Genomic DNA, 23,694 nt, shown 5'->3' with positions numbered 1-23,694 from the left:
CCCTGACCACCCCCCGAATCATCCCCCTAGCGATCCCGGTGGCCAGACGCGCAACGGGGCCAACGCTGCGATCAGCCAGGCCGATCAGCAACAGCTCGAGCGCCTGCTCGACGCCACCGAGCGCTGGATCATCGTGAGGCCGCGCACCGGCCGTACCCGAAGGCTGCGCTGGCTTGCGCTGCGCAGCAAGGCGCCCACCTCCGTTCAGGCGTCAGCCGCCGCGGCCGAGCATCCAGCCGAGGCCGAAGCCAAGCAGGCGGGGTCACAGGCCGGGACCCTGACCGGGACACTGGCTGGCACCCAAACCGATGCACCGGAGGCATCGCGATGAGCAGCTTCACCTTCGCCTGGCCCTGGTTCGCCCTACTGCTGATCCTGCCCTTCCTGCTGCCTTGGCTTTGGCCGTCCAAGCGCTCGTCCGATCCGGCCGCGGAGAGACCGCTCGAGGGGCAGCGTCAGACCCTGCTGCACCCGTATCTGGAGGCGCTGGAGTCGGCCTACCGTACCCGCCGCGCCGGCCCGGATCTGATGAGCGGACTGAGCCGGCTGCTGCTCTACCTGCTCTGGGCCGGGCTCGTACTCGCGCTGATGCGCCCGCAATGGCTGGTCCCGCACACCGAGGTCAGCACCGCCGGTTATGACGTGATGCTGGCGGTCGATGCCTCGCACTCGATGGATGCGCTCGATTTCAGCGACCGCGGCCAGCAGGTCAACCGGATGCAGGTGGTCAAGGGCGTGATGGGACGGTTCATCGACGCGCGCGAAGGCGACCGCATCGGATTGATCATCTTCGGCACCGAGGCCTTCGTCTTGTCGCCGTTGACCATCGATCGCCATGCCGTGCAGCAGCTGCTACGGGACGTGATCCCGAGCATCGCCGGCGGCAGCACCGCACTCGGCGACGCGATCGCGCTCGGGGTCAAGAAGCTGCGCACGCGCCCCGAGGGCTCACGGGTGATGATCCTGATCGCCGATGGCGACAACACCGCCGGCAGCTTTCAACCGCTCGAGGCCGCGGCGCTCGCGCGCATGGCCGGCATCCGCATCTACGTGATCGGCGTCGGCAGCAAACGCGAGCGCATCCCGATCCTGCACGAGGGTCAGATCGAGTACTGGGACGACCTGACCATGGACGAGACCACCCTGCAAGAGATCGCCGACATCACCGGCGGGGGCTATTTCCGCGCTACCAATACGCGCGCGCTGCAGGAGATTTCGCAACGTATCGGCGAGCTCGAGAAGACCGAATCCGAGACCCGAACCGTGTTCCTGCCCGAGCCCCTCTATCGCTGGCCGCTGGGCCTCGCGCTGCTGGCCTTGCTGGCGCTCGGGCTGTTCCCGCAAGGCCGCTTGCGCTCATTGCGTCGACTGTCCCGTGCCTGAATCCGGTTTCCATTTCGCCCAACCGCAGTGGTTCTGGGGACTGCTCGCCCTGCCGCTGGTGGCGCTCTGGCTCTGGCGCAGCGCAGCCAAGGCGGCGCGCGGCCCGATCCACCGCTACGCCGATGCGCACCTGCTGCCGCACCTGTCCGGGAACCGCGAGCTCCGCCAGGGCGAGCGCTGGGGCCGGTTCGCGGCCTGGTCGCTGCTGTGGCTCTTGTTGCTCACCGCGATGGCTGGTCCACGCTGGGACTTCACCTCGGTCCAGCTCTTCCATCCCGGTGACAACCTGCTGATCCTGATGGACATCTCGCGCTCGATGGACGCGAGCGACGCCGCCCCGAGCCGCCTCGGGCGCGCCCGCCAGGAGGTGCAGGACCTGATCCTGCAGAACCGGCGACTGCGCCTGGGGCTGATCGCGTTCAGCTCGGTCCCGCATGTGATCTCCCCGGTGACCGAGGACAGCCGCGCGCTGATGCTGGCGCTGCCGGCCATCTCGACGCAGCTGTCCCAGCTCCAAGGCAGCCGTCTCACTGCCGCGTTGGAACGCGCCGAGCAGCTACTGGCCGCCCTGCCCGAGGACAGCGCCAAGTCGATCCTGCTGATCTCCGATGGCGATTTCGCCGAGCCCGGGCTCAAGCAACAGGTGCGCCGGATCGCCGAGCGCGGTATCCCACTGCATGTCCTCGGTGTCGGCACCCTCGATGGCGCCGAGGTCCCGGGCGAGCGCGGGCCGCTCACCGGGCCATCGGGCCAACCGGTGCGCTCGCGGCTGGATGAAGACCAACTGCGCGCACTCGCGAACGCCGGCAACGGGCTCTATCAGCGCGCCGACTACCGCGACGCCGATACCACCGCCATCCTCGAGCGCGCGGTGCAAAGCCGCCAAAGCGCCGAGGCGAGCGGCGATCGCACCCGCGTCTGGCATGAGCGCTTCTATCTTCCGCTCGCGCTGCTGATGCTGTTGTTGCTGCCGCGCTTCCGCGGCTGGCTCAGGACCGGCCGCCCCGCTGGACGCCTTGGGCGCAGCCCTAGGCGCACCACTGGGCACACCCCTGAGCCAACCCTTGGGGGCCCGACTGGAAGCCCTCCTGGGAGCACTCCTCGTGGTACCACCGGGCGCCCCGCTGGAAGCAGGAGGACACCATGAGCACCGAGCAGCGCGGGCATAGGCAGCACCCTCGCAGGCAATCCGTTCACTGGCAGCCTGCCCCGGAGTTGCCTGCTCCAATCCGAACGGCTTTCATCGGGCCAAAGTGGCTCTGGACCAGCTCCATCCGACCAATGCGTAGCTGGCCGATTCCCGGCTGGCCAATGCGCAGCTGGCCGATTCCCAGCTGGTCGGCTCGGATCGGAGCGCTCCCCAGTCAACCGCCGGGCGTCGGCCGCAGCCAGCCGCATCACTTTGGGCTCAAGCGCTTACGATCGCATCGCTTCCAGGCCCAGCGCTTCCAGCCCCAGCGCTTCGAAACCAGGCGATCGGTATCCTGGCTCGCACCAATGGCGGCCGCAGCCCTCCTCTTGGCCGGCCCCCCGGCCAGCGCCGATTGGTTCGCCAACGCCGAGCAAGCGGCGATCGCCGCCTATGAGGCCGGCGAGTACGCGGCCGCCGCCGCGACCCTGAAGGACCCGTTCCGACGCGGCGCCGCGCTCTATCGCGCCGGCCGCTACGCCGAGGCCGAAGCCGCATTCGCCGACTCCGACCGACCGTCCGTGCAGGTCGAAGCGCGTTACAACCTCGGCAATGCCCGCTTCGCCCAGGCGGACTATGCCGGCGCGATCAGCGCCTACGAGGCGGTCCTGCGCGCTGAGCCGGGCCATGACGATGCCCTGCACAATCTGGCGCTCGCGCGCGCCCGACTCGCCCAGGTCGAGCAACAGGCGTTCGCCGAGGAGCAAGAAACCCAAGCCGAGCTCGAGCGCGATCAGAGCCGGCAGCAGGAGGAGACCGAACCGACCGCCGAGCAAGATCGGGCATCGCAACAAGCGCAGCAGGACGCCTCTACCGAACAGAGCGAGTCCGAGGAATCGGAGTCCGAGCAGCAGGATAGCGAACAGCAGGGCCAGCAGTCCGACGAGCAACAGTCCGAACAGCAAGAAGGGGAACAGCAAGAAGGGGAACAGCAAGACGGCGAACAGCAAGAAGGCGAACAGCAGGGCGAACAGCAGGGCGAGCAGGACAGCGAATCAGCGTCCGGCGACACGGGGCAGCAGCAAGGCGAGCAGACAGGCGACGGCGAGTCCGGCGAAGGCGCCGAACAGACCCAAGCCGATACCGCCGGTGGCGAGAAGCGCTCCGAACAACAAGGACAGGACGGCGACGAGGCCTCCGAGGACCAGGACGGTCGCGATCAGGACAGCAGCGAAGGCAGTCGCGATGAAGACCAATCCGACAGCGAATCGGGTGCCGCTGGCGAGCATGAAAGCGATGCCGGACGCAGCGGCGACGAGCAGCAAAGCGAACAGGGCGAGCAGGACGGCAACGACGCCGGCGCGAGTGATGAGACAGGCGACGCAGGGACCGAGCCCGACACCGATCGAGCCGCAGCCGAGGAAGGCGAAGACGAGGGCCGAACCGGCGATGACGCGCGCCGCGAGCAGCCGGCGACCGGGGGCGATGAGGAGCGCGATCCGGAGGCGGATGCCGGCGATCAAGACCTTGCCGATGACCGGACCGGCGGCGAGCGCGCACCGGAACAACAGCCCGACGACCCCAGCACCGGCGATCAGGGCGACGACGACCGCGGCCGCCGTGCCTCCGACGCGCGCGAGGGCGCGGCTGACGAGCAGCGCGGTGGTGCCGCCAAAGACCGCATGGAGCCCGATCTGCGTTCCGCCGATCAGGCCGCAGAGTCGATCGAGCGCTTCGACCAGCAAGGCGCGCTGCCCTGGCAAGGGCTCGATCCGGAGCGCGGACTCAGCGACCGGCCGACGCTCGATGGTGAGGCCCTCTTCGGACCGGGCATGGCCGTGATGGAACAACGGCTGCAGCAGGTCGAGGGCGACCCGACGATGCTGCTGCGCAACCAGTTCCGCTTGGAAGAGCTCAGGCGCCTACGCGAGACCGGTGGCCGCCTGCAGGAGGGACGACCATGGTAACCGCTAAACAGCGTGAGCTGAAACGGGCTGGGCTGATCGCGCTATGGGCCATGCTCATGCTGACCCTGGTTTCAGCATCGGCCATTGGCGCGCCAGGTCACAGGCAGCAGCCGATGCAGCCGCTCATGGACCCCGCTCCGGGCGGGTTGACCAGCGATCTCGCCACCCAGCCACGGCTCGCTCAGACCTACCCGCCGCAGCAGCAAGGCCCTTGGAGTTTTCGCCCGCCCTCGCCGACCAACGCCCGCGGCGTTCCGCCGGACCCTCTTGGCAGTCAGTCCAACGAGCCGGCGGAGCGCTATTACGGCCCCTCGGGGCAGTGGCGGCAGCCACCACCGCAGTACCGGGTCCCGTCCAATACCGCACCGACCCGTTACCCGCCAGCACGCTATGGCCCTTACGGACGGCGCCCCAGCGTGAGCGCTCAGCCAAGCCTCGAGGTCAAGCTGCTCGATAACAAGCCCTATGTGCAAGAACCGGTCTTGCTGCAGCTTGACGTCATCAGCTCGGGCAACCTCGCGACAGCCTCGCCCGAGCTTTCGGGCTTCGATGCGATCCTGCTCGAAGAGCTCAGCGGTCCGCGCACCCATGTCCGCGGCAGCGGCCGAACACGCGAGATCGTCAACACCTATCTGCTCGCGCTCACGCCGTTGCGGCCCGGACCGCTGGAGGTGGGTCCGTTCGAGGTGTCTGGCACGCTCGCCGGCGGTGTGCCGTTCTCGGCCAAAGCCGAGTCACCGACCCGCTTCACCGCTCAGCCAGTCGTTCCCTCGGTGCAGCCCTGGCTGCCGCTGCAGGCGTTGCAGCTGACGCGGGAGCTGGATGATGAGACCACCGCACTGGAGGAAGGCCGGCCGGTTACGTTGACCCTGCGCATGGAGGCCACCGGCGGCTTGGGTGACCAACTGCCGGACCTGGAACCGATGCTGGCCTCGAGCGACTTTCGCAGCTATCGCGAGCGGACCATCGTCGACAGTCGTCTCACCGATGATGGCCGACAAATCAAGGGGGTTCGCACCGAGGTCTACACGCTGGTGCCCTACTCCGGCGGCCGTCTGCAGCTCCCAGCGGTGCGGATCAACTGGTGGAACGTCGAGACGGCACGCCGTGAGAGCTCGAGCGTCCCGATCCGCAGCCTCTCGGTGGCCGGCGAAGCCGGTCCATTCGGCTTCGGCCGGAGCAGCACCAGCGCGGAGTCCGACGACTGGGGCTGGTTCTGGATTCCGATCGGCGGCCTACTGATGCTCCTGCTCGGCTACTGGGCCGGAGTCTGGTATCGCACTCAGCGACCGGTGGCCACCGTCAGCGCCCGCAGTGGAACCGCCTCTGATGGCACGACCTTCGATCACACGACGCCGCGTCTCGGCAAACGCCTGCGCAGGGCGCTGGCGGGCTGGACAGGCGCGCTCACCGGTGGACTGAAGCGGCTCGATCTGCGCTCATGGCAGCGCGCCCTGCGCAGCACGCTGGCCGACCGTCTGCGCCGGTGGACGCCCGCGAGCATGCGCGTCTACCGCTGCGCGCTCGATGCCGAGCGCGCGCAAAGCCCCAGCGAATGGGCACTCCTGTTCCAGACCAGCGCCTGTCAAAGCCTGCGCACCCCGAGCCGCGAGCCCTTGCCGCGGGTCGCGGACCGCATCCTGCGCCTGCGGCCGGGGGCCGATGCCGAGCGCGTCCGCGCGCTGCTGCAACAGTTGGATATCGCGCTCTACAACGGCGGCGAGCTCGATATCAAACAATGGAAGCGGGCGCTGCGCCGGGCCTTGCGTCCTGGCTGGGGGGCGTTCGCCGGCCTGCTCGGAAACCGCATCCGCCGCGATCGGCTACCCGCGCTCAACCCGACCCACGAGCGTGCCTGAGGGCACGCGTCGCAGCCTCAGAGCCGGATTCGAGCCCGGTCGCAGCCCAGGGTGACATCCCGGCGGCAGATACCAAGAGCAGCGCTAAGTGGCTGTCCATTTTCTACTTCCCGATGATCGCTCAACGCTGGCCCGCAAATCGGGAAGAAGTTGATGGACAGGTTCTAACCGGTCAAATCAGAGCCTTGTTCCGTGACTGAGACCGGCACCGCGCAGCGCGACCCGTGGCGGGTCTAGGCCGTGGTCTCGTATTCGGTCTTGGAGCCGGTCAGGTCCCAAGCGAAGGTGCAGTCGAGGTGGGACAGCACCGAGATCAGGCCGCTCTCGCCGTCCTCGACCATCACCGCCACCGGCGCGCGCTTGCCGAACTGCTTGTTGCCGCGCTTGACCCACATATCCCGCATCTCCGGGTTGCGCGGGAAGTAGGTGTGCAGGGCCTCTTCGATCCGCAGCAGATAGGAGATCCGGCGGTTGACATCGACGGTATCGGGGAACGGCTCTTCCTCGCGAAAACGGGCGATGTTGCGCGCCTTGACGCTCTCCGGTAGCTGTAACAGCACCATCATGTCGGCCGCGGACAGCCCCCAGCTCTCGAGCAGCCCCATGGTGCGCTGCGTGAGGGCGAGGCGTTCGTCGTGAGTGAGATCGGACATTGAAAGACCACCTGAGGTTGACGAATGTCACGCTGGTCGGCATCGACCGGGCCAGCGCAGCAAGGAGAATCGAGGCTACCAGTACAGTGACGGCCAATACCCCAGGATGCAACCCGGAAATGTCCCGCAACACTCCGCACGGACGGCGATTGAGCCATTCACAACAATCCAGACCTGACCATTTTCTGATGCCTCAAACGCCGCCGGAGGCCTGCATTGGATCACTCCGGAGACTAACTGGCAGGATGCTGTCGATCCCCTGAAACGCGAGAAGACGCAGGTGATGAGCCCCAGTCGACACATCCACCCTGAGCACGGGCCGAGTGAGCCCGGATCGAGAGAGCCCGGATCGAGTGAGCCCGGATCGAGCCACGGCTGGCAATTCTGGATCGACCGCGGCGGCACCTTCACCGACGTCGTCGCGCGCACGCCGGACGGGCGGCTGCGCAGCCACAAGCTGCTCTCCGAGAACCCCGAGGCCTACGCCGACGCGGCCATCGAGGGCATCCGCCAGTTGCTCGCGCTCGGCGCCGACGACGCGCTGCCGAGCAGCCTGATCGACGCGGTGAAGATGGGCACCACGGTCGCGACCAACGCCCTACTCGAGCGCAACGGCGACCGGGTGCTGCTGGTGGTCACGCGCGGCTTCCGCGACGCCCTGCGCATCGGCGTGCAGGCGCGCCCGCGCCTGTTCGAGCGCCAGATCGTCCTGCCGGAGATGCTCTACGAGCGCGTCGAGGAGGTCGACGAGCGCGTCGGCGCCGACGGCAGCCTGATCCGGCCGCTCGACCTCGACGGGCTGCGGCCGCGCCTCGAGCAGGCGTTTCAGGACGGCGTCCGCGCCGTCGCGGTGCTCTGCGTGCACGGCTATCGCTATCCAGATCATGAGCAGCAGATCGCCGCGCTCGCGCGCACGATCGGCTTCACCCAGGTCTCGGCCAGCCACGCGGTCAGCCCGCTGATCAAGCTCGTCGGCCGCGGCGACACCACGGTCGTCGATGCCTATCTGTCCCCGCTGCTGCGCCGCTACGTCGACCAGGTCGCGTCCCAGCTCGGCGACGTGCGGCTGCAATTCATGCAGTCGAACGGCGGCCTGACCGATGCCCAGCTGTTCCAGGGCAAGGACGCGATCCTGTCCGGCCCGGCCGGCGGCATCGTCGGCGCGGTCCGCACCGCGCGCCAGGCCGGCTTCGAACGGCTGATCACCTTCGACATGGGCGGCACCTCGACCGATGTCGCCCACTATGCCGGCACCCTGGAGCGCAGTTTCGAGACCCCGGTCGCGGGGGTGCGGCTGCGCGCGCCGATGATGCAGATCCACACCGTCGCGGCCGGCGGCGGCTCGTTGTGCGTCTTCGACGGCGCCCGCTACCGGGTCGGCCCCGAGAGCGCCGGCGCCAACCCCGGCCCGGCCTGCTACCGCCGCGGCGGCCCGCTGACGGTGACCGACTGCAACCTGATGCTCGGCAAATTGCAGCCGGCCTTCTTCCCGGTCGTGTTCGGGCCGGATCAGGACCAGCCGCTCGACGGCGACGTCGTGCGCGAGCGCTTTGCGGCGCTCGCCGAGCGCATCCGGGCCGAGACCGGCGATCGGCGCAGTCCAGAGCAGGTCGCCGAGGGCTTCCTGCAGATCGCGGTCGAGAACATGGCCAACGCGATCAAGACCATCTCGGTGCAGCGCGGCTACGATGTCAGCGATTACACCCTGGTCAGCTTCGGCGGCGCCGGCGGCCAGCATGCCTGCCTGGTCGCCGATGCGCTCGGCATGCGCCGGGTGCTGCTGCATCCGCTCGCCGGCGTGCTCTCGGCCTACGGGATGGGCCTGGCCGATGTGCGCGCCGTACGCGAGCGCTCCCTCGAGCAGCCGCTCGCCGAGGTCTGCGCCTCCGGCGCGCTGCAGGCGACGCTGGAAGCGCTCGCCCGCGAGGCCCATGACGCGCTGCTCGCCCAAGGGCTCGAGCCGGGGCAAATCCGGGTCGTCCGCCGCGTCCATGTCCGCTACCAGGGCTCGGACAGCGCGCTCGAGGTCGACCTCCCCGAGCGCGAGCCCGATTACGAACGGGCACTCGCCGAGGCGTTCGAGGCCGCCTACCACGAGCGCTTCGGCTTCCTGATGTCCGACAAGCCCAAGGTCGCCGCCGCCGCGGTCGTCGAGGCGATCGGCCAGGCCGTCGAGCTGGATGCCGATACCGCCGTCTCGCCGGGCCCATTGCCGGAGCCCAACGCCGTCGTCGCGCTGCGCAGCGGCGGCACCACCCATCAGGCCCCGCTCTACCAGCGCAGCGCGCTGCACCCGGGCAACCGCATCGCCGGCCCGGTGATCATCGTCGAGGCGACCGGCACCACGGTCGTCGAGCCCGGCTGGCGGGCCGAGGTCACCGCGATCGGCAACCTGCTGCTCGAGCGCGCCGAGCCGCTGCAGCGGGCCGATGCGATCGGCACCCACAGCGACCCGGTGATGCTCGAGGTCTTCAACAACCTGTTCATGTCGATCGCCGAGCAGATGGGCTATCGGCTGCAGAACACCGCGCTCTCGGTCAACATCAAGGAGCGGCTCGACTTCTCCTGCGCGATCTTCGCCCCGGACGGGGCGCTGGTCGCCAATGCGCCGCACATGCCGGTGCACCTCGGCTCGATGGGCGAGAGCGTGCGCGCGGTGATCCGCAACAACCGCGGCCGGATCAGGCCCGGCGACGTCTTCGCCCTCAACGGCCCCTACAACGGCGGCACCCATCTGCCCGACGTCACCGTCGTCACCCCGGTCTTCGACGATGCCGGCGCGCAGATCCTGTTCTATGTCGGCAGCCGCGGCCATCATGCCGATATCGGTGGCATCACCCCGGGCTCGATGCCGGCGCAGTCGACACGCGTCGACGAGGAAGGCGTGCTGATCGACAACCTGAAGCTGGTCGAGGCCGGCGAGTTCCGGGATCAGGCGGTGATGGCGCTGCTGACCGCCGGCCCCTACCCGGCCCGCAACCCGGAGCAGAACCTCGCCGACCTGCACGCGCAGATCGCCGCCAATGAGAAGGGCGTGCAGGAGTTGCGCAAGATGGTTGCGCAGTTCGGGCTCGCGACCGTGCAGGCCTATATGGGCCACGTTCAGGACAACGCCGAGGAGTCGGTACGGCGAGTCATCAAGGTGCTGACCCCGGGCCAGTTCGCGCTCGAGATGGACGACGGCGCATTGATCCGGGTCGCGATCGCGATCGACCCGCGACGGCGCGAGGCGACCGTCGACTTCACCGGTACCAGCCCGCAGCAGACGACCAACTTCAACGCCCCGGCCGCGATCTGCCGCGCCGCGGTGCTCTATGTCTTCCGCACCCTGGTCGCCGACGCGATCCCGATGAATGAGGGCTGCCTGAAGCCGATCCGGCTGATCATCCCGCAGGGCTCGATGCTGAGCCCGACCTATCCGGCCGCGGTGGTCGCCGGCAACGTCGAGACCAGCCAGGCGATCACCGACGCCCTCTATGGCGCGCTCGGCGTGCTCGCCGCCGCCCAGGGCACGATGAACAACACCACCTTCGGCAACGCCCGCGTCCAGTACTACGAGACCGTCTGCGGCGGCTCCGGCGCCGGGCCGGACTTCGACGGCACCAGTGCCGTGCACACCCACATGACCAACTCGCGCCTCACCGACCCCGAGGTGCTCGAATGGCGCTTCCCGGTCCGGCTGGAGTCGTTCGCGATCCGCGCGGGCTCAGGCGGCGCCGGCCGTCACCATGGCGGCGACGGGGTCGAGCGGCGGATTCGCTTCCTCGAGCCGATGGAGGTCGGCATCCTCGCCAACCGGCGCCGCGTGCCGCCATTCGGCCTCGCCGGCGGCGAGCCGGGCGCCGTTGGCCGCAACTGGATCGAGCGCGCCGATGGCCGCATCGAGCCGCTCGGCGCGACCGACAGCCGCGCGGTCCATCCGGGCGACCTGTTTGTGCTCGAGACGCCGGGTGGCGGAGGCTTCGGCGAGCGGCGAGGGAAGACCGACGACGAATGAGCAGCGGCTTTAGGCGATTGCCGGAAAAGCTCGTACCGACTGGAGAAGACTGGTCGGCTGGCCGCGCCCTTTCGCCCTTCGGACCGGTAAGATATCGTGATATCAGCTCGGCAGTGAAAGAACCGGATACGATGGCCCAATTGATCGTTCGAAATCTCGAAGATGACGTCAAGGCGCGTTTAACCCGGCGTGCCCGGCAGCATGGGCGCAGTACCGAGGAGGAGGTCCGCGAGATTCTCCGCGCCGCGGCCCTGGCGGACCTACCGGGCAGCTCGCGAGACACGCAGGGCCTCGGAACGCGCATCGCCGCGCGCTTCGCCAACCTCGGCCTGGAGGAGGAGATTCCAGAATGGCAGGGCGAACCCGCCCAGCCTGCGGAACTCGGCTGAATCGCCGAGCCAGTCCCCGAATCCGCACAGGAGATCGACCGCTATCTCGTCGCGCGGATCGACTACGGACTGATCGCGGACAGGCGCGACGACGACGTCCAGGCGATGTTCAAGCCCATCGCCGGCAGCATCCCGCCAAGGCTGCGCGAAGAATTGGCCGCGGCCGGCCTGTTGACGACGGCGGAGCGCGATGCCGCGCTGACGCAGATGGGCCACGAGGAGCTGTTCCGGGTCGCCACGACGCACCACGATTGACGAAAGGTCTCTTGCGCTGGACGGGGTTGTAATCGCCATCACCACGGGAGCGACGGCGCCGGTCGGCGGCGACTTCGGCACGCCTTGATCCAGATGTCGCATCTCGAATGCGGCTATACACGCCCGCGACGCACCTACTGCGGCAGCCCCAAATGCAACTTGATTGCGGTCTCGACGCCGAGCATGTCGTCTTTGCTCAAGTGTCCGAGGCGGCCCTTCAGCCGCCGTTTGTCGGCGGCCATGATCTGATCGGCCATCGCCTTGCTTGTCTGGCCCCCGATGCTCACCAAGGCCTCCGCGGGATAGAGTCGCGCGGTTTTGCTGGTCAGCGGGATCACCACAACGCGCGTCAAGTGCCGATTCGCCGCATCGTTGCTGACGATGACGGCCGGTCGTGTCTTGCGGATTTCGCTGCCTACGGCGGGATCAAACTCGACCCACCAGACCTCACCGCGTTTCATCGGCGACATCATTCACCAGCGCGTTGCACCACTCTGTGGCTTCAGCTTCGCGTTCCGCGTCGGCCGCCATCGCCTGGTATCCATCATCTAAGCTCGAGTCCAGAACATGCGGTCGGACCAGATCCTCGATGAATTGGCTGATCCGGCGCTTACCGATCCGGCGATGCAGACCTTCATACACCGGTTCGTCGAGCGTAATCGTCATGCGCTTATGCATTGGGAACTCCCAAAAACGTTATGCATATAACGCATCCTAGAGACCGATCGCCCAGTGCGCAAGAGCACCGATCTCGTCGTGAGTCAACCTGTCCCTGCGCATCGAATCGGCTCTATCGGGTTCGTTGGTCCCGCGGAGACCGCTTTCGACCGCCTTACCTTCTGCGGCGTCTCGGCTGCCTTACCGACGGCGCCGGCTGATACGCCTTGAGCCAGACGCAGAGTACGGAGGTGTCGAACACGATCACGCGACGCATCACCTGCCCCGACGACGCATTATTCCTCGAACGCCAATGCCTTCTCGATGCGTCCGGCACTTGAGAGTGTTCCCACCGGCCCAGAAGCCAGCAACTTCGGCAGCTGGGCGATGTCCTCAAGGAGCGTCAAGCGACTGTGTCCGGTCCTGGCGTCGCGATGCGAGACGGTAATGAACGGCACCATCTCAGGCCCGGCTGCATCGAGGAAGGCCGGGTTGTGCGTGGTGACCAGGACATCCACCCCGCGCGCCTCGCCGATCTTCGTTAGCATCTCGAGCAGCAGGCCGACCCGCGTATGTCCCTCTCTGGCAGGCGGCTGCCGTACGTTGACAGCAACCGCTCGAGGCGCTGTTGCCGTTCCGGCGCAAGCGCCGCAATGACACCGGCAATGTTCGACGCGTCCGGCTCCAATTCGTCGGACATCGGGGAGTACTGCCGCATGTGCGCCGGGATCGGGTCCAATACGAAGATGCCTTGAAACGCGCGCAGGATCTCCCGGAGGCCTGCCTCGATCTCCTTTCGCGTCGGTTGCTGAGAAAGCTGTCGGAGCACCGAGACAGAGCGCAAGATGGCCGTGGCGTGCCGCGTTTCTCTTTGTAGAGCCGCGCCGTGATGGATGCCGCATCTTCTGCGCACGGATCGGTCTGAAACAGATAGATACTGTAGGGCTTGGCGTCGTTCGAACGCTTGACCGTCCGAGACCTGAGCCTTTGGAGGGATTCGCTCGCCAAATCACAACGGTTCTCTTGGACGATACATCCCAACCGGTAGACATACACCGTGCGCCCGTCCTCACCCTCGACCCGGACCTCGATCGTAAAGGTCCCTCCCTTGTTCAGGCACACCCACTCGAGCCCGCCGCGCATTGCTGGAAGACTCTGTTCGCCCTGTAGAGCACCTGTCAGCGAAAGACCTTCGCTGATCCGCTTCAGGAATAGTCGGGCATCCAGCGCGTTGGACTTGCCGCTCGCGTTGGTACCGATAAGCACGGTGACCCTGTCGACATAGAGCGTCGCGTCGCCAAAGCTCTTCCAACGGATCAGGCGTAATTCGGTGATCATACGGAACAGAACCGGCGGCTCCTGGGCACCTTGAGCGAGCAGAGCAATGCGCTAACCACGCCCGGTGTTCCGCGAGCGCCGCGAACACAAGGCTTCTCCAAATCCAGGCGGGGTTGAAAGCGAGTTGATCGCGCCATCTCGGTTCTGCCTGTCGGGGCCGCGCCCAGGGAGATTCGAGAGGTGCCCGAATGCTACCACCTCGCCTGGAGTCCCACAAAAGCGAGGCGGGTACGGCGAGGGGCGACCTGCCATCACGGCAGATCGGAAAGACCTAACCCCCGGGAGGCTGCTGACTTGGTTCCGAAGAGACCTTGGGAACCAGCCCAAACAGGGTGTGCGCCTCGCTCAGCGACTGCAGGGACTCATGCGACGTCCCCAGCTCGCGGACCTCGCTGCGCACCCAGTAGCGACCGCGGCTGTGGAAGAAGAAGCGCTGCAGCCGCTCGAGTGAGACGTCGGCGGCGATCTCGTCTGGGTAGCGGCGGCCGTGCCGGGGCGAAAAAGATTCGAGCCGTCGCTGGACTCAACCTAGAAACCGCAGTTGGACGGCCGCCAGGGTGCGTCCCGCGTGGTGTCCAGCAAGGCACAACGAGGCGGAATAGTCATTCTATTCCAACGAGTTGTAACGACGCTGGGCGCCGCGCGGGGCGTGCACGGGTGGTCGTAGCGGCCGCCAACCATGGGTGCTCTTCATGAAGCACCAGAATTGGAGCCATTGCAAAGGGTTGCATGCTGGGCTAAGCGGTCAACTGCGGTTTCTAGGCTCAAGCCCTTGCGAGGCAGGACGGGTGGAGCGGGACGGGTCCGGAGACGGACGGCACTGGGCGCGGACGTCGTTACTCGACCACGGTCACGGTGATCTGCTCGGAATAGATCGGCGGATCATGCGGCACGTGGTTCTTATCGCCGACGATCAGGCGCAGGTCGTGCTCGCCCGGCTCTAGGGTCACTTCGGTCTCGGTCTGGCCGCCGCCGAAGTGCATGATGTCGCCGCCCATCGGCCGATCGAGCGCGGGCAGTTCCTGGTCGATCAGGAGGTGGTGATGACCGGTGGCGGCCTTGTCGGTCCCGGCCGGGGCGACGCCCATGTTCCTGAGGCCGAACTTGACGGTGAAGGTGGTCGGGACGGTCGCGCCGTCGGTCGGCTCGATGAAGTAGACCTCGGCCCCTTCCGGCGCCGGGGTCCGCGTGACCTCGATCGCGTTGTCGGCGGCTGGTAGGTTGAACGACGCCAGCAGCAATATCGTAGCGATGAATCGCAGCATTATCTTGCTCCTAAAATGTTTTGCTTATTTCGGAGGCCGACTTCACCTCATCGGCCGCGCAGACATCTGGTCTATCGCTGGCGAATCAATCGGCGGACAAGGATGGTTGACAGGGCGTGCGTCCGATGATCGGACACATCAGGGCACTAGCGCACTGCCGCAGTTCGCCCCGTCGAACCCCTGCAGGGAAAATGGACAGTTGGTATTGCGGGACGCCAAGTGTGCGCCGCAGCATCGACAGGAGCGAGTTATTCATCCGGTCGCCACACGGGTCCAGCGCTTGTACGAGGCGCACTGTCGCTTCAAAGCGGGACATCCCGCATTCGCTCTAGGCCATGGCTCTGGCGATCTTAAGGGCGGTCAGTCCGTCGACCTTAGCCGATATACTATTCTGCGATACCGTTCGGGGTCGGGGGCGGATTTTGCAGCTCGACGATAGCAACAATCCGTAGGTTACAAAAAGCAGGACAACGCACATGGTTGAAAGCCGCCCGGCAGATCGAGCGGTCGCCAACGGCCCGAAACCGCAGGCAGCGACCTCACCGATCGTCAAGTTATCCGCCCTTTTCGTCGCTGTGACGATGCTGGTCATCGGCAATGGTCTCAGCGGAACCCTGGTGGGGGTGCGGGCCGAGAGCGAGGGTATGTCCTCCGTCACGATCGGCCTCATGATGTCGGCGTATTTCCTGGGCTTTGCCGCCGGCTCCTATTACGCCTCTCGCCTGATCGAATCAGTTGGTCATATCCGGGCCTTCGCGGCGCTGGCTTCGATCTGTTCCGCGCTGGCGATCGCCTATCCTCTCTTCATTGCCCCGGTCGCCTGGTTCCTCTTTCGCCTGCTCTTCGGGGCCTGCTATGCCGGCCTGGTCGTCGTCATCGAGAGCTGGCTCAATGCGTCGGCTGAGCCTGCTCAGCGTGGCCGGATGCTGGCGATCTACAACGTCATACTGGTGCTCGGCTACGTTGCAAGTCAGCCCTTGCTAACGCTCGCGTCGACGGAGAGTTTCGTCCTGTTCGCCGTGACCTCTATCTTTCTCTCGTTGGCGTTGGTGCCGATCACGCTGACGCGCGCGGGGATACCGGGCAAGACTGCCGCCGATCGCGTTTCGATGAAACGGCTGTTTCAGCTGTCCCCGTTGGGTTTCGCGGGCGCTTTTGCGGTGGGGATGGCGATGAGCGCGTTCTGGGGCATGGGACCGGTTTTCGCAGCGCGCGTCGGATTCGAAGACGAGGGCATCGCCCTGTTCATGGCGATCACGATGTCCGGTGCACTCGCATTAACCTGGCCGCTAGGGCGGTTGTCCGACATGATCGACCGCCGCTTCGTAATCATCGCTGCAAGCGCGATTGCGGCCTTGGCCGCGCTCGCGATTGCTGCATTGCCGGAAAGACCAAGCGCCGCGCTGATGGGTGCAGGCTTCGCCTTTGTGGGCTTGGCGATTCCGATCTACTCGATCAGCATCGCGCATGTAAACGACCGAATCGCGGAGGGCGAGGTGGTCGCCGTGGCGAGCCGTTTGGTACTGATCTATGGAGCCGGCGCTGCGCTTGGGCCGTTGCTCGCCAGCGTTTCGATGCGCCTGCTCGGCGCTCACGGACTCTTCGTCTATATCTCGGCAACGCTCGGGTTGTTGTCCCTATTCGGGGTCATACGCTTGGGCTTCCGCGGGGAGGGCGTCCTGTGGCCGAAGCGCGGCTTCATCATCATCCCTCGAACTACCCATGTGAGCCTCCAACTGCACCGCGATCGTCGTGGACAGGGCCCAGGTCGCCCCGCCGGAGCCTGAGGTTCCCGCGAGGCTCCAGATCATTGAGGTATCGGGTTGCTCGGGCAGCGTGCCACTCCTGCTCGGAGCAGCGGGCATGCGCTGCCGGCTCCACCGGGGCGGCGTGTCCACTGCACGCGGTCTGCGGCTATCGGCCGTGAGTCGGGCTAAGGTAGGTGATTGGATCGGCTTGTCGGGGCTGGGGCGGCGTACTGCGTCGCGTTCTAGGTCGCGCGTCATTGCCCGCAGCTCGTCTTCGTCCAGGGTCTCCTGTTCCAGCAGCACCCTATGAATACTGGGATTTGCTGTTTCGACTGCGGGTTTAATGTGTTCCGCCGCTCCCTTGTCAAGCGCTGCCAACCAATCAGCGTGCGAGAACTGCGAGGGTACCGTGCGGCATTGATAAAGAGGCGCTGGGCGTCGAATCTGGCGGTGTAAGATCCCGGACTCGAGCGGTCCGGCCGCAGCCCGGTGCGCGGCGACCGCCCAGCACCCCTGAGCCAGGCTCATGAACTCATGGCAGTTTGACGGTATCGATCCCAAGGAGCCCTGCGTGGTATGCGAGCACCTACGACCCTGGTTGTTCTGCCGGGACCCCAGCATGGAACAGGCTCTGGCCGATGTGCCGCGTTTCGCCCGCAGCCGGGAGCCGGTCCTGATCCAGGGCGAGACGGGCACCGGTAAGGAGCTCGTGGCCCGGGCGCTGCACGGTCTCGGTCCGCGCGATCAGGGTCCCTTCGTGCCGGTCAACTGCGGCGCCATTCCGGACGGGATGCTCGAGGCCGAGCTGTTCGGATACGAGAAAGGCGCCTTCACCGGCGCGCTGCGCCGCCACCGCGGCCGCTTCGAGCAGGCGCATCAGGGAACCCTCTTTCTCGACGAGGTCGGTGAGATGCCGCCCCCGGCCCAGGTCTCGCTGCTGCGGGTCCTGGAGGAGCGCGCCGTCCATCGCATCGGTGGCGAGGCCGCGGTCACTGTGGATGTCCGCGTCGTAGCCGCGACCCATCGTGCCCTTGACGAGCGCCTCGCCTCGGGACTGTTCCGCGAAGACCTGCTCTATCGGCTCAATGTGCTGCCGCTGATGCTGCCTCCGCTGCGCGAGCGACGGACCGACATTCCGCTCCTAGCCGAGCATTTCCTCCATCACGGCCTGCAGGACATGGGATGGCAGCCGCCGATGCCGCGGCTCACGCAAGAGGCGTCGGAGCTGCTCGCGCGGCACGATTGGCCCGGCAATGTGCGCGAGCTGCGCAACCTGATGGCGCGTCTTGCCGTTCGACTCGCGGAGGATACGCGCGAGCTGCCGGCATCGCTGCTGTACCCGCTCCTGCCTCGAGCTGGCCGCGAGCGCTCCGGTGTGGTCGATGGCGTCTTCATCCCCCTGGGCACCACTCTGGCCGAGGCCGAATGGCTGCTGATCGATGCGGCGCTCAAGGCCGCTGACTACAACCGCAGTCGAGCCGCCAAGCTGCTCGGCATTGGCGAGCGCACCCTGCGCCGCAAGCTGAACGCGAGCTGAGCGCCAAACGCCGAACGACGCGGCCAGATTGGCCGCCTTGACCACAATTGGCCGGCCGATTTGGCTGGCCCTGGACACCACTGAAGCCAGCGACTGAGCATGCAGGCGGGCATCGCGTCCCGCCGGAGCCGTCGATCCGAACCGATTCTGGGCTGAGACGGGCCGCCGGGACGCGCCGCGCTGCGATTTCAAAATCTGGCCTCTTTCTTGCTTTCTGCTTGGTGAGCTTATTCGGGTGGCTTTGACCACTCGCCGATCCGAAAACAGAAGGAGGTCAACCCATGTTCGGTTATCCGACCAGCTTCGACACCCTGTTCGACGAGTTCGCCCGCATCAACCGGGAGCTCGATGACGCCTTCGGCGCCTGGGGCGCACCGGCCAGCATCCGGGCGACGGCCCGTGGCAGCTTCCCGCCGGTGAACATCGCCGCCTCGGACGACGCCGTGCACGTCTATGCCTTCGCGCCCGGGCTCGACCCGTCCACGCTCGATATCTCGATGCAGCGTAATCTGCTGACGATGAGCGGCGAACGCGCCATCGAGCGCCAGGGCGATGCCGACTATTACCTCCGCGAGCGTTTCGGTGGCGGCTTCCGCCGTGTCATGACGCTGCCCGAGGACGTCGATCCGGACCGCGTCGAGGCCGCGTACCGGGACGGCGTACTTCACGTCCAGGTCCAGCGCAGCGAGCAAGGCAAGCCCCGCCAGATCAGGGTGCAATGACCGCGTATTGCGTTTCACTTTGGCGAATCGAGGAGGTTGACGATGAATGAGCAGACAGAGATGACCACCCGGCAAGAGGACGGCGCGCTGCGCGCCCCAACCGAGCGCGAGCTCATCCTGCGTCCGGCGGTCGATATCTTCGAAGACGCAAACGCTATCGTCGTCGAGGCCGATATGCCCGGCGTCGCCAAGGATCGCCTCGACATCCAGGTCGACCGGAACAGCCTCACGCTCGAGGGCGAGGTCGCCATCACAATGCCCGAGGGGATGCGAGCACTCTACGCCGACGTGCGCGGAACCCGCTACCGGCGCAACTTCAGCTTGAGCTCGGAGCTCGACACGGAGCAGGTCGAAGCCAATCTCAAAGACGGCCTGTTGCGGGTTCGTATCCCTAAACGGGCCGAGTTGCAGCCGCGCAAGATCGAGGTCAAGACGGACTGAAGGCTCGCTAGCTGAGATGACGGCAAGGTCCATGGAAGGACATCAACTCAGGCGATTGCCGGAAAAGCTCGTACCGAATTGCGCAGGATTGTCGTTTGCCTTCGAGGAGCGTCGCCGGGAGCATAGCCGGGCTATGTGACCGGCGGCGCGACGAAGAAGGCGAGCGAAAAGACCAGCAAGGCGGTATGTGCTTTGACAGAAATCGCCTCAGGCGGCGCGCGCTGCGGAAGCCTTCGGGTATTCCGGGCGCGGGCCGCTTTCTTTTGCGTTTCGGATGCGTGCGAATTCCTGCCGCGGAAAGGGGTCCGCCTGACCTGCCGGGCGCAAGCACCCGAAAGCCTGCTCCGCAGGCCGCTGTTCCCCGCCCTCCCCCGGTTCTTACCGATCTTCCGTGACCATGGTCGAACCCTTGCTCGAGAATGTCCTGATCTTGCTCGCTGTGGGCGTGCTGGCCGTCGCGCTCTGCCGCCAGCTCGGGTTGTCGCCGGTGCTTGGCTATCTTGCGACCGGTATCCTCACAGGGCCGCACGCGCTGGGCCTGTTGCCGGACTCCGCCGAGACCCGGTTCCTCGCCGAGCTGGGCGTCGTCTTGCTGCTGTTCACGATCGGGGTGGAATTCTCGGTTTCGCGACTGCTGGCGCTGCGGCGGCTGGTTTTCGGTCTCGGCGGCGCCCAGATCGGACTGACCGCGCTGGTGCTCGGCGGCGCCCTTTGGTGGTGGCGCGACGATGTCGCAGGTGCTGGGGCGCTCGCGGTCGGCGCCGCCCTGGCGATGTCATCGACCGCGATCGTGCTCAAACAGCTCGCCGAGCAGCTCGAGCTCGCGGCGCCGCATGGCCGTTTGGTCGTCGCGGTACTGCTGTTCCAAGACCTGGCCGCGATCGGTCTGCTGGCCGCGCTCCCGGCGCTGACCGAGGCGGATGGCGCCGCGCTCGGCGGTTTGAGCGGGCGTGTCCTGGTGGCCGCCACGACGCTCGTAGCCATGATTGTGCTGGGGCGGCGTCTGTTGCCGGCCATCCTTCATTGGGTTGCCGCAACGAGATCGCTCGAGCTCTTCATGCTGACGACGCTCTTGCTGGCGTTGTCCGCGGCCTTGCTCTCCGAGCTCGTGGGTCTGTCCCCGGCGCTTGGCGCCTTCATGGCGGGAATGCTCCTTGGCGAGACGCCCTTCCGCCATCAGGTCGAGGCGGACATCCGTCCATTCCGGGATCTGATGCTCGGACTCTTTTTCGCCACGATCGGCATGCAGCTCGATCTCGCCCTGCTCGCGAGCGAACTACTGTGGCTGCTGCCGGCCCTGTTCGGCCTGATCCTGGTCAAGGCCGCGCTGGTGGCCGGTCTGGCTGCGTTCTTTGGGCAGTCAGGGGAGATTGCTTGGCGCGGCGCACTCTGTCTGGCTCAAGGTGGTGAGCTCGGCCTGCTGCTCCTCGCCTCGGCGTTGGAGCGAGAGCTGATTCCCGCTGCGGTCGGTCAATCGATGCTGGCGCTGCTCGTCCTGAGCATGGCCGCCGCGCCGCTGTTGGTGCGCTTCAACGGCCTCATCGCTGCGCGTCTGACCGGCCGGCGCAAGTCCGAAGCCAACGCGGCGCCGGAGGCACAACTCGCCGATGAGGGCGCGGAGTTGTCGGGCCACGTGCTCATCTGTGGTTTCGGCGATCGGGGACAGAACCTCGCCGCCGTGCTCGCGCGCGAGGGCATCGCGACTCTGGCGCTCGATCTGGACCCGGAACGGGTCCGCCAGGCCCGCAGCGCCGGCGCGAAGGTCGCATACGGCGACTGCACCCGCCCCGGTATCCTGCGCGCTGCTGGCCTCGATCGCGCTGCGGCCCTTGCCGTGACCTGTCGCGATGGCGATCGCCTGGCCCGGACACTGCTCCAGCTCCAGCAGCAGGGCGACCTGCCCCCAGTGCTGATCCGTACAACCGGTGCCGAGCACGACGCGGATCTGCGCGCTATCGGCGCCGATCTGTACCCAGAGCGGCTCGAGTCAAGCCTGCAGTTCACCCAACAGTTGCTGCTGCTGCTCGGTCTGCCGCATTCCCGGGTGGAGGCGGCGGTCGAGCGTGTGCGGCTTGAGCATTACGCGCCGCTGCGCGCGGTGTTCGGCGATTCCGGTGACGGTCGCGGCTTGAGCGATGGGGATGACGAAAGCGGAGCGGATCGGGAAGGACCGCAGATGCATGCGGTCACGCTGCAGCGCAACAGCCCTGCGGTGGGAAAGACGCCGGAACAGCTCGGCTTCGCGTCTGTCGGGGTCGAGCTCCTGGATGTGCGCCGCGGTGGTATCCGCGTGCCGGGAGCCCTGCTGGACACCGAGCTGCGCGGCGGGGATGTGCTGGTGCTCCAGGGGCCCCGCCGGGCCCTGGAGCAGGTCATCGCACGGATACTCGATGGACCTTGAGCCCACCACCGGCCGACCATCAGCCGACCGTGACGCGCCGGCGTCCCTGCGGCGCGGTCTTCGGCAGCTCGACGCGGAGGACGCCATGCTCGTAGCGCGCTTCGGCACGGTCGCTGTCGACCGCCGCCGGTAGCGGGATGGAGCGCTCGAACACGCCGTAGGCACGCTCGGTGATGCGGTAGCGTCCGTCGCTGCGGTCATCCTCGAAATGCTTCTCGCCGCGGACGAGGAGGCAATTGTCGAGCACGGTCAGATTGAGGTCATCCTTGTGCATGCCCGGCGCCTCCAAGCGCACCCGGACCCGATCCTCGTCGTCGAAGACCTCGGCCGCGAGCACGCCCCAACCGCTGCTGCGCAAGGCATGCTGCTGCGCATGCCGGCTGGGCTCGTCGCCATCGCCGCGACGCTTCGGCCCGAATCGGGTCATCGCCCCAGAGGCACGGCGAGATAGCTCGTTCCAGCCTTGGCTCCATCCTTGGACGAGCCGGTCCCATGCATCGGTCATGTTTTCACGGAATTGCTGGAGATTCGTCGACATGATGTACCTCCTCAAAACGGCAACAGTGCACTGAGCTGTTTATCGAGTGAATCGAAGAAGCCCTTACCGGATTGACCGCCTTCGGTCTTCTTCTCGACGGTCCGCAGCTGGGCATACAGCTTCTCGAACTGTTCGTCGTCACCGTAGTCCAGCCGCTCGGCGAGCTCGATCTCGGTGCGCACGGCCTCGAGCAGCTGCGCGAGGCGAGCGTTCTGCTCGTCGCTACGGTCCTCCGTCTTGGCCAACTCGTCGGCCTCTGCAAGCAGTTCCTGCGCGCGCACGATCGGCACCGGGATCACGGCTTCGGTCCGGACGATAAGCGTGCTGAGCGCGTTCTCGAGCAGTCGCTGCCCTGCCTCAAGGTCACCCCGATCGATCAACGGCACAGCGGCCTTGATGGCGTCCGGATAGGTCGCCAACGGCAGGTTCACGGTCTCGACCACGACCTCGCTGGCGAGATTCGCGACGAGAAGACGGGCTTCTTGCAACTCGCCGTCGCCAAGAAGGTCGCGGGCCTGTTTCACGGCGTCGGTGACATCCTCCGGCGTGGCGTAGAGGTCGCTCTGGACGACCCGCACATCGATCGGCGCCAGCGCCAGCTCGGGGCGTCTCGCCATGATCAACTCGAGCTTGCCCGTCGCTGCCTCCAGCGCCTTCAGCGCTGCATCGACATCATCTTCCTCCAGAGCCGTGACCGCTCGGCGGGTCTCGGCGATCGCCTGTACCGCATCGGCAATGACCCGGTCGCGCTGTTGTGCGGTCGCATCGCCGGCCTTCGCGTCGACCTCATTCACGTCCTGACCGGAAGGTCCCGACACCTCCGAGGCCGTTTCTGTCTGTTGGCTGGTGCTGGCCTCGACCTGCGCACCGCTATTAGCGACACCCTCGGTGGCAAGCGCCGGGGGTGTCGCAGGCCCAGCGACGGCCAATCCGCCGCTCACGAGCAGCACGCCAAGCCAACGCAACAAGTTCAAACGCAGATTGCGTACTCGCATTGCTGTTTCTCCACGTATTGCTGTGATTTGGTTAGGCGATTGCCGGAAAAGCTCGTACCGAATTGCGCAGGATTTTCGTTTGCCTTCGAGGAGCGTCGCCGGGAGCATAGCCGGGCTATGTGACCGGCGGCACGACGAAGAAGGCGAGCGAAAAGACCAGCAAGGCGGTATGAGCCTTGACAGAAATCGCCTTAGCTCGTTGCTTTCGATTCGCTGCCGCCCCGGCATGGGGAGACTGCGATTCCGAGCCGAAAACCCGAAAAGCGGGTAGCGGCATCTCAAACGCGATAAAAGCAAATACGATGCCAGAATTCTTCAACGGCAAGGATAGAGGCATGTTTGGGCGGTCTGAACTGAGGAAACCGCCGTGCACATCCCGACCGAGCCGGTCAGGCTGGCCGATCCCGGTCCGGTTGCCGG

The 23,694-nt window shown here is 66.5% G+C and carries 22 protein-coding genes; 13 read left to right on the top strand and 9 right to left on the bottom strand.

All coding sequences use genetic code 11. The features are described from left to right. From CKO40_RS10580 to CKO40_RS10560, 5 genes are all read left to right on the top strand, one after another. A partial coding sequence (locus tag CKO40_RS10580; RefSeq protein WP_200346171.1) for a hypothetical protein occupies window positions 1-331 on the top strand: 331 nt, incomplete at its 5' end. Continuing rightward, window positions 328-1,383, top strand: a complete 1,056-nt coding sequence (locus CKO40_RS10575; RefSeq protein WP_200346170.1) for a VWA domain-containing protein — start codon at window positions 328-330, stop codon at window positions 1,381-1,383. The genes CKO40_RS10580 and CKO40_RS10575, both read left to right, overlap by 4 nt. Then, window positions 1,376-2,530 (top strand): VWA domain-containing protein, encoded by a 1,155-nt coding sequence (locus CKO40_RS10570; RefSeq protein WP_200346169.1) that lies wholly within the window; start codon window positions 1,376-1,378, stop codon window positions 2,528-2,530. Before CKO40_RS10575 ends, CKO40_RS10570 begins: the two co-directional genes overlap by 8 nt. A 371-nt stretch (window positions 2,531-2,901) precedes the next feature. Continuing rightward, window positions 2,902-4,479: a hypothetical protein gene (locus tag CKO40_RS10565; protein WP_207173556.1), complete on the top strand. Its 1,578-nt coding sequence runs from the start codon at window positions 2,902-2,904 to the stop codon at window positions 4,477-4,479. Then, window positions 4,473-6,338 (top strand): BatD family protein, encoded by a 1,866-nt coding sequence (locus tag CKO40_RS10560; protein WP_200346167.1) that lies wholly within the window; start codon window positions 4,473-4,475, stop codon window positions 6,336-6,338. The genes CKO40_RS10565 and CKO40_RS10560 overlap by 7 nt, the downstream gene beginning before the upstream one ends. Window positions 6,339-6,571: 233 nt before the next feature. On the opposite strand, the gene CKO40_RS10555 is transcribed toward CKO40_RS10560, so the two are convergent. After that, window positions 6,572-6,991 carry a DUF2384 domain-containing protein gene (locus CKO40_RS10555; protein ID WP_200346166.1) on the bottom strand — a complete coding sequence of 140 codons (420 nt, stop codon included), beginning with the start codon at window positions 6,989-6,991 and terminating at the stop codon, window positions 6,572-6,574. Between the two features lie 283 nt (window positions 6,992-7,274). On the opposite strand from CKO40_RS10555, the gene CKO40_RS10550 reads away from it, so the two are divergent. The 3 genes from CKO40_RS10550 to CKO40_RS10540 all read left to right on the top strand — a co-directional run bounded on the left by CKO40_RS10550 (window position 7,275) and on the right by CKO40_RS10540 (window position 11,632). Then, window positions 7,275-10,988 carry a hydantoinase B/oxoprolinase family protein gene (locus CKO40_RS10550; RefSeq protein WP_200346165.1) on the top strand — a complete coding sequence of 1,238 codons (3,714 nt, stop codon included), beginning with the start codon at window positions 7,275-7,277 and terminating at the stop codon, window positions 10,986-10,988. Between the two features lie 131 nt (window positions 10,989-11,119). Continuing rightward, window positions 11,120-11,377 carry a FitA-like ribbon-helix-helix domain-containing protein gene (locus CKO40_RS10545; RefSeq protein WP_200346177.1) on the top strand — a complete coding sequence of 86 codons (258 nt, stop codon included), beginning with the start codon at window positions 11,120-11,122 and terminating at the stop codon, window positions 11,375-11,377. Between the two features lie 105 nt (window positions 11,378-11,482). Further along, window positions 11,483-11,632: a hypothetical protein gene (locus CKO40_RS10540; protein WP_200346164.1), complete on the top strand. Its 150-nt coding sequence runs from the start codon at window positions 11,483-11,485 to the stop codon at window positions 11,630-11,632. A 134-nt stretch (window positions 11,633-11,766) separates the two neighbouring features. On the opposite strand, the gene CKO40_RS10535 is transcribed toward CKO40_RS10540, so the two are convergent. From CKO40_RS10535 to CKO40_RS10515, 5 genes are all read right to left on the bottom strand, one after another. Further along, window positions 11,767-12,093 carry a type II toxin-antitoxin system PemK/MazF family toxin gene (locus CKO40_RS10535; protein WP_200346163.1) on the bottom strand — a complete coding sequence of 109 codons (327 nt, stop codon included), beginning with the start codon at window positions 12,091-12,093 and terminating at the stop codon, window positions 11,767-11,769. Then, on the bottom strand, window positions 12,080-12,310 hold the full coding sequence (locus CKO40_RS10530) for an addiction module antitoxin (protein ID WP_242476959.1): 231 nt from the start codon (window positions 12,308-12,310) through the stop codon (window positions 12,080-12,082). Before CKO40_RS10530 ends, CKO40_RS10535 begins: the two co-directional genes overlap by 14 nt. A gap of 275 nt (window positions 12,311-12,585) precedes the next feature. Then, the gene (locus tag CKO40_RS10525; protein WP_200346178.1) at window positions 12,586-12,837 is read right to left on the bottom strand and encodes a hypothetical protein; all 252 of its coding nucleotides are present in this window, start codon (window positions 12,835-12,837) and stop codon (window positions 12,586-12,588) included. Further along, complete coding sequence (locus CKO40_RS25335; RefSeq protein WP_200346162.1) at window positions 12,752-13,627, bottom strand: AAA family ATPase; 876 nt, start codon at window positions 13,625-13,627, stop codon at window positions 12,752-12,754. The genes CKO40_RS10525 and CKO40_RS25335 overlap by 86 nt, the downstream gene beginning before the upstream one ends. Before the next feature lie 836 nt (window positions 13,628-14,463). Next, complete coding sequence (locus tag CKO40_RS10515; RefSeq protein ID WP_200346161.1) at window positions 14,464-14,892, bottom strand: DUF4399 domain-containing protein; 429 nt, start codon at window positions 14,890-14,892, stop codon at window positions 14,464-14,466. Between the two features lie 476 nt (window positions 14,893-15,368). Here CKO40_RS10515 and CKO40_RS10510 point away from each other — a divergent pair, with 476 nt between their 5' ends. From CKO40_RS10510 to CKO40_RS10490, 5 genes are all read left to right on the top strand, one after another. Continuing rightward, a complete protein-coding gene (locus CKO40_RS10510) occupies window positions 15,369-16,679 on the top strand; it encodes an MFS transporter (RefSeq protein WP_200346160.1) in 1,311 nt (436 codons plus the stop codon). Between the two features lie 487 nt (window positions 16,680-17,166). Beyond that, window positions 17,167-18,177 (top strand): sigma-54 interaction domain-containing protein, encoded by a 1,011-nt coding sequence (locus tag CKO40_RS24920; protein ID WP_200346159.1) that lies wholly within the window; start codon window positions 17,167-17,169, stop codon window positions 18,175-18,177. Between the two features lie 281 nt (window positions 18,178-18,458). Further along, window positions 18,459-18,899 (top strand): Hsp20/alpha crystallin family protein, encoded by a 441-nt coding sequence (locus tag CKO40_RS10500; RefSeq protein WP_200346158.1) that lies wholly within the window; start codon window positions 18,459-18,461, stop codon window positions 18,897-18,899. Window positions 18,900-18,941: 42 nt separating this feature from the next. After that, window positions 18,942-19,340, top strand: coding sequence for an Hsp20/alpha crystallin family protein (locus CKO40_RS10495; RefSeq protein WP_200346157.1), 399 nt, complete (start codon window positions 18,942-18,944; stop codon window positions 19,338-19,340). Between the two features lie 397 nt (window positions 19,341-19,737). Beyond that, window positions 19,738-21,741, top strand: coding sequence for a cation:proton antiporter domain-containing protein (locus CKO40_RS10490; protein ID WP_200346156.1), 2,004 nt, complete (start codon window positions 19,738-19,740; stop codon window positions 21,739-21,741). A gap of 19 nt (window positions 21,742-21,760) precedes the next feature. Here the strand turns inward: CKO40_RS10490 and CKO40_RS10485 are convergent, their stop codons facing one another. The 3 genes from CKO40_RS10485 to CKO40_RS10475 form a co-directional block, all read right to left on the bottom strand. Continuing rightward, a complete protein-coding gene (locus CKO40_RS10485; RefSeq protein WP_200346155.1) occupies window positions 21,761-22,279 on the bottom strand; it encodes an Hsp20/alpha crystallin family protein in 519 nt (172 codons plus the stop codon). 11 nt (window positions 22,280-22,290) lie between these two features. Then, window positions 22,291-23,274 (bottom strand): YfdX family protein, encoded by a 984-nt coding sequence (locus tag CKO40_RS10480; protein ID WP_200346154.1) that lies wholly within the window; start codon window positions 23,272-23,274, stop codon window positions 22,291-22,293. A gap of 115 nt (window positions 23,275-23,389) precedes the next feature. After that, entirely contained in the window at window positions 23,390-23,599 is a 210-nt protein-coding gene (locus CKO40_RS10475; RefSeq protein WP_207173554.1) for a hypothetical protein, read from the bottom strand. Window positions 23,600-23,694 lie beyond the last annotated feature (95 nt).

This window comes from Halochromatium glycolicum, from assembly GCF_016584085.1.
Taxonomy (GTDB): domain Bacteria; phylum Pseudomonadota; class Gammaproteobacteria; order Chromatiales; family Chromatiaceae; genus Lamprobacter; species Lamprobacter glycolicus.
Note: the sequence above shows the minus strand (reverse complement) of the source record. Positions and strands in the feature narration are given on the sequence as shown.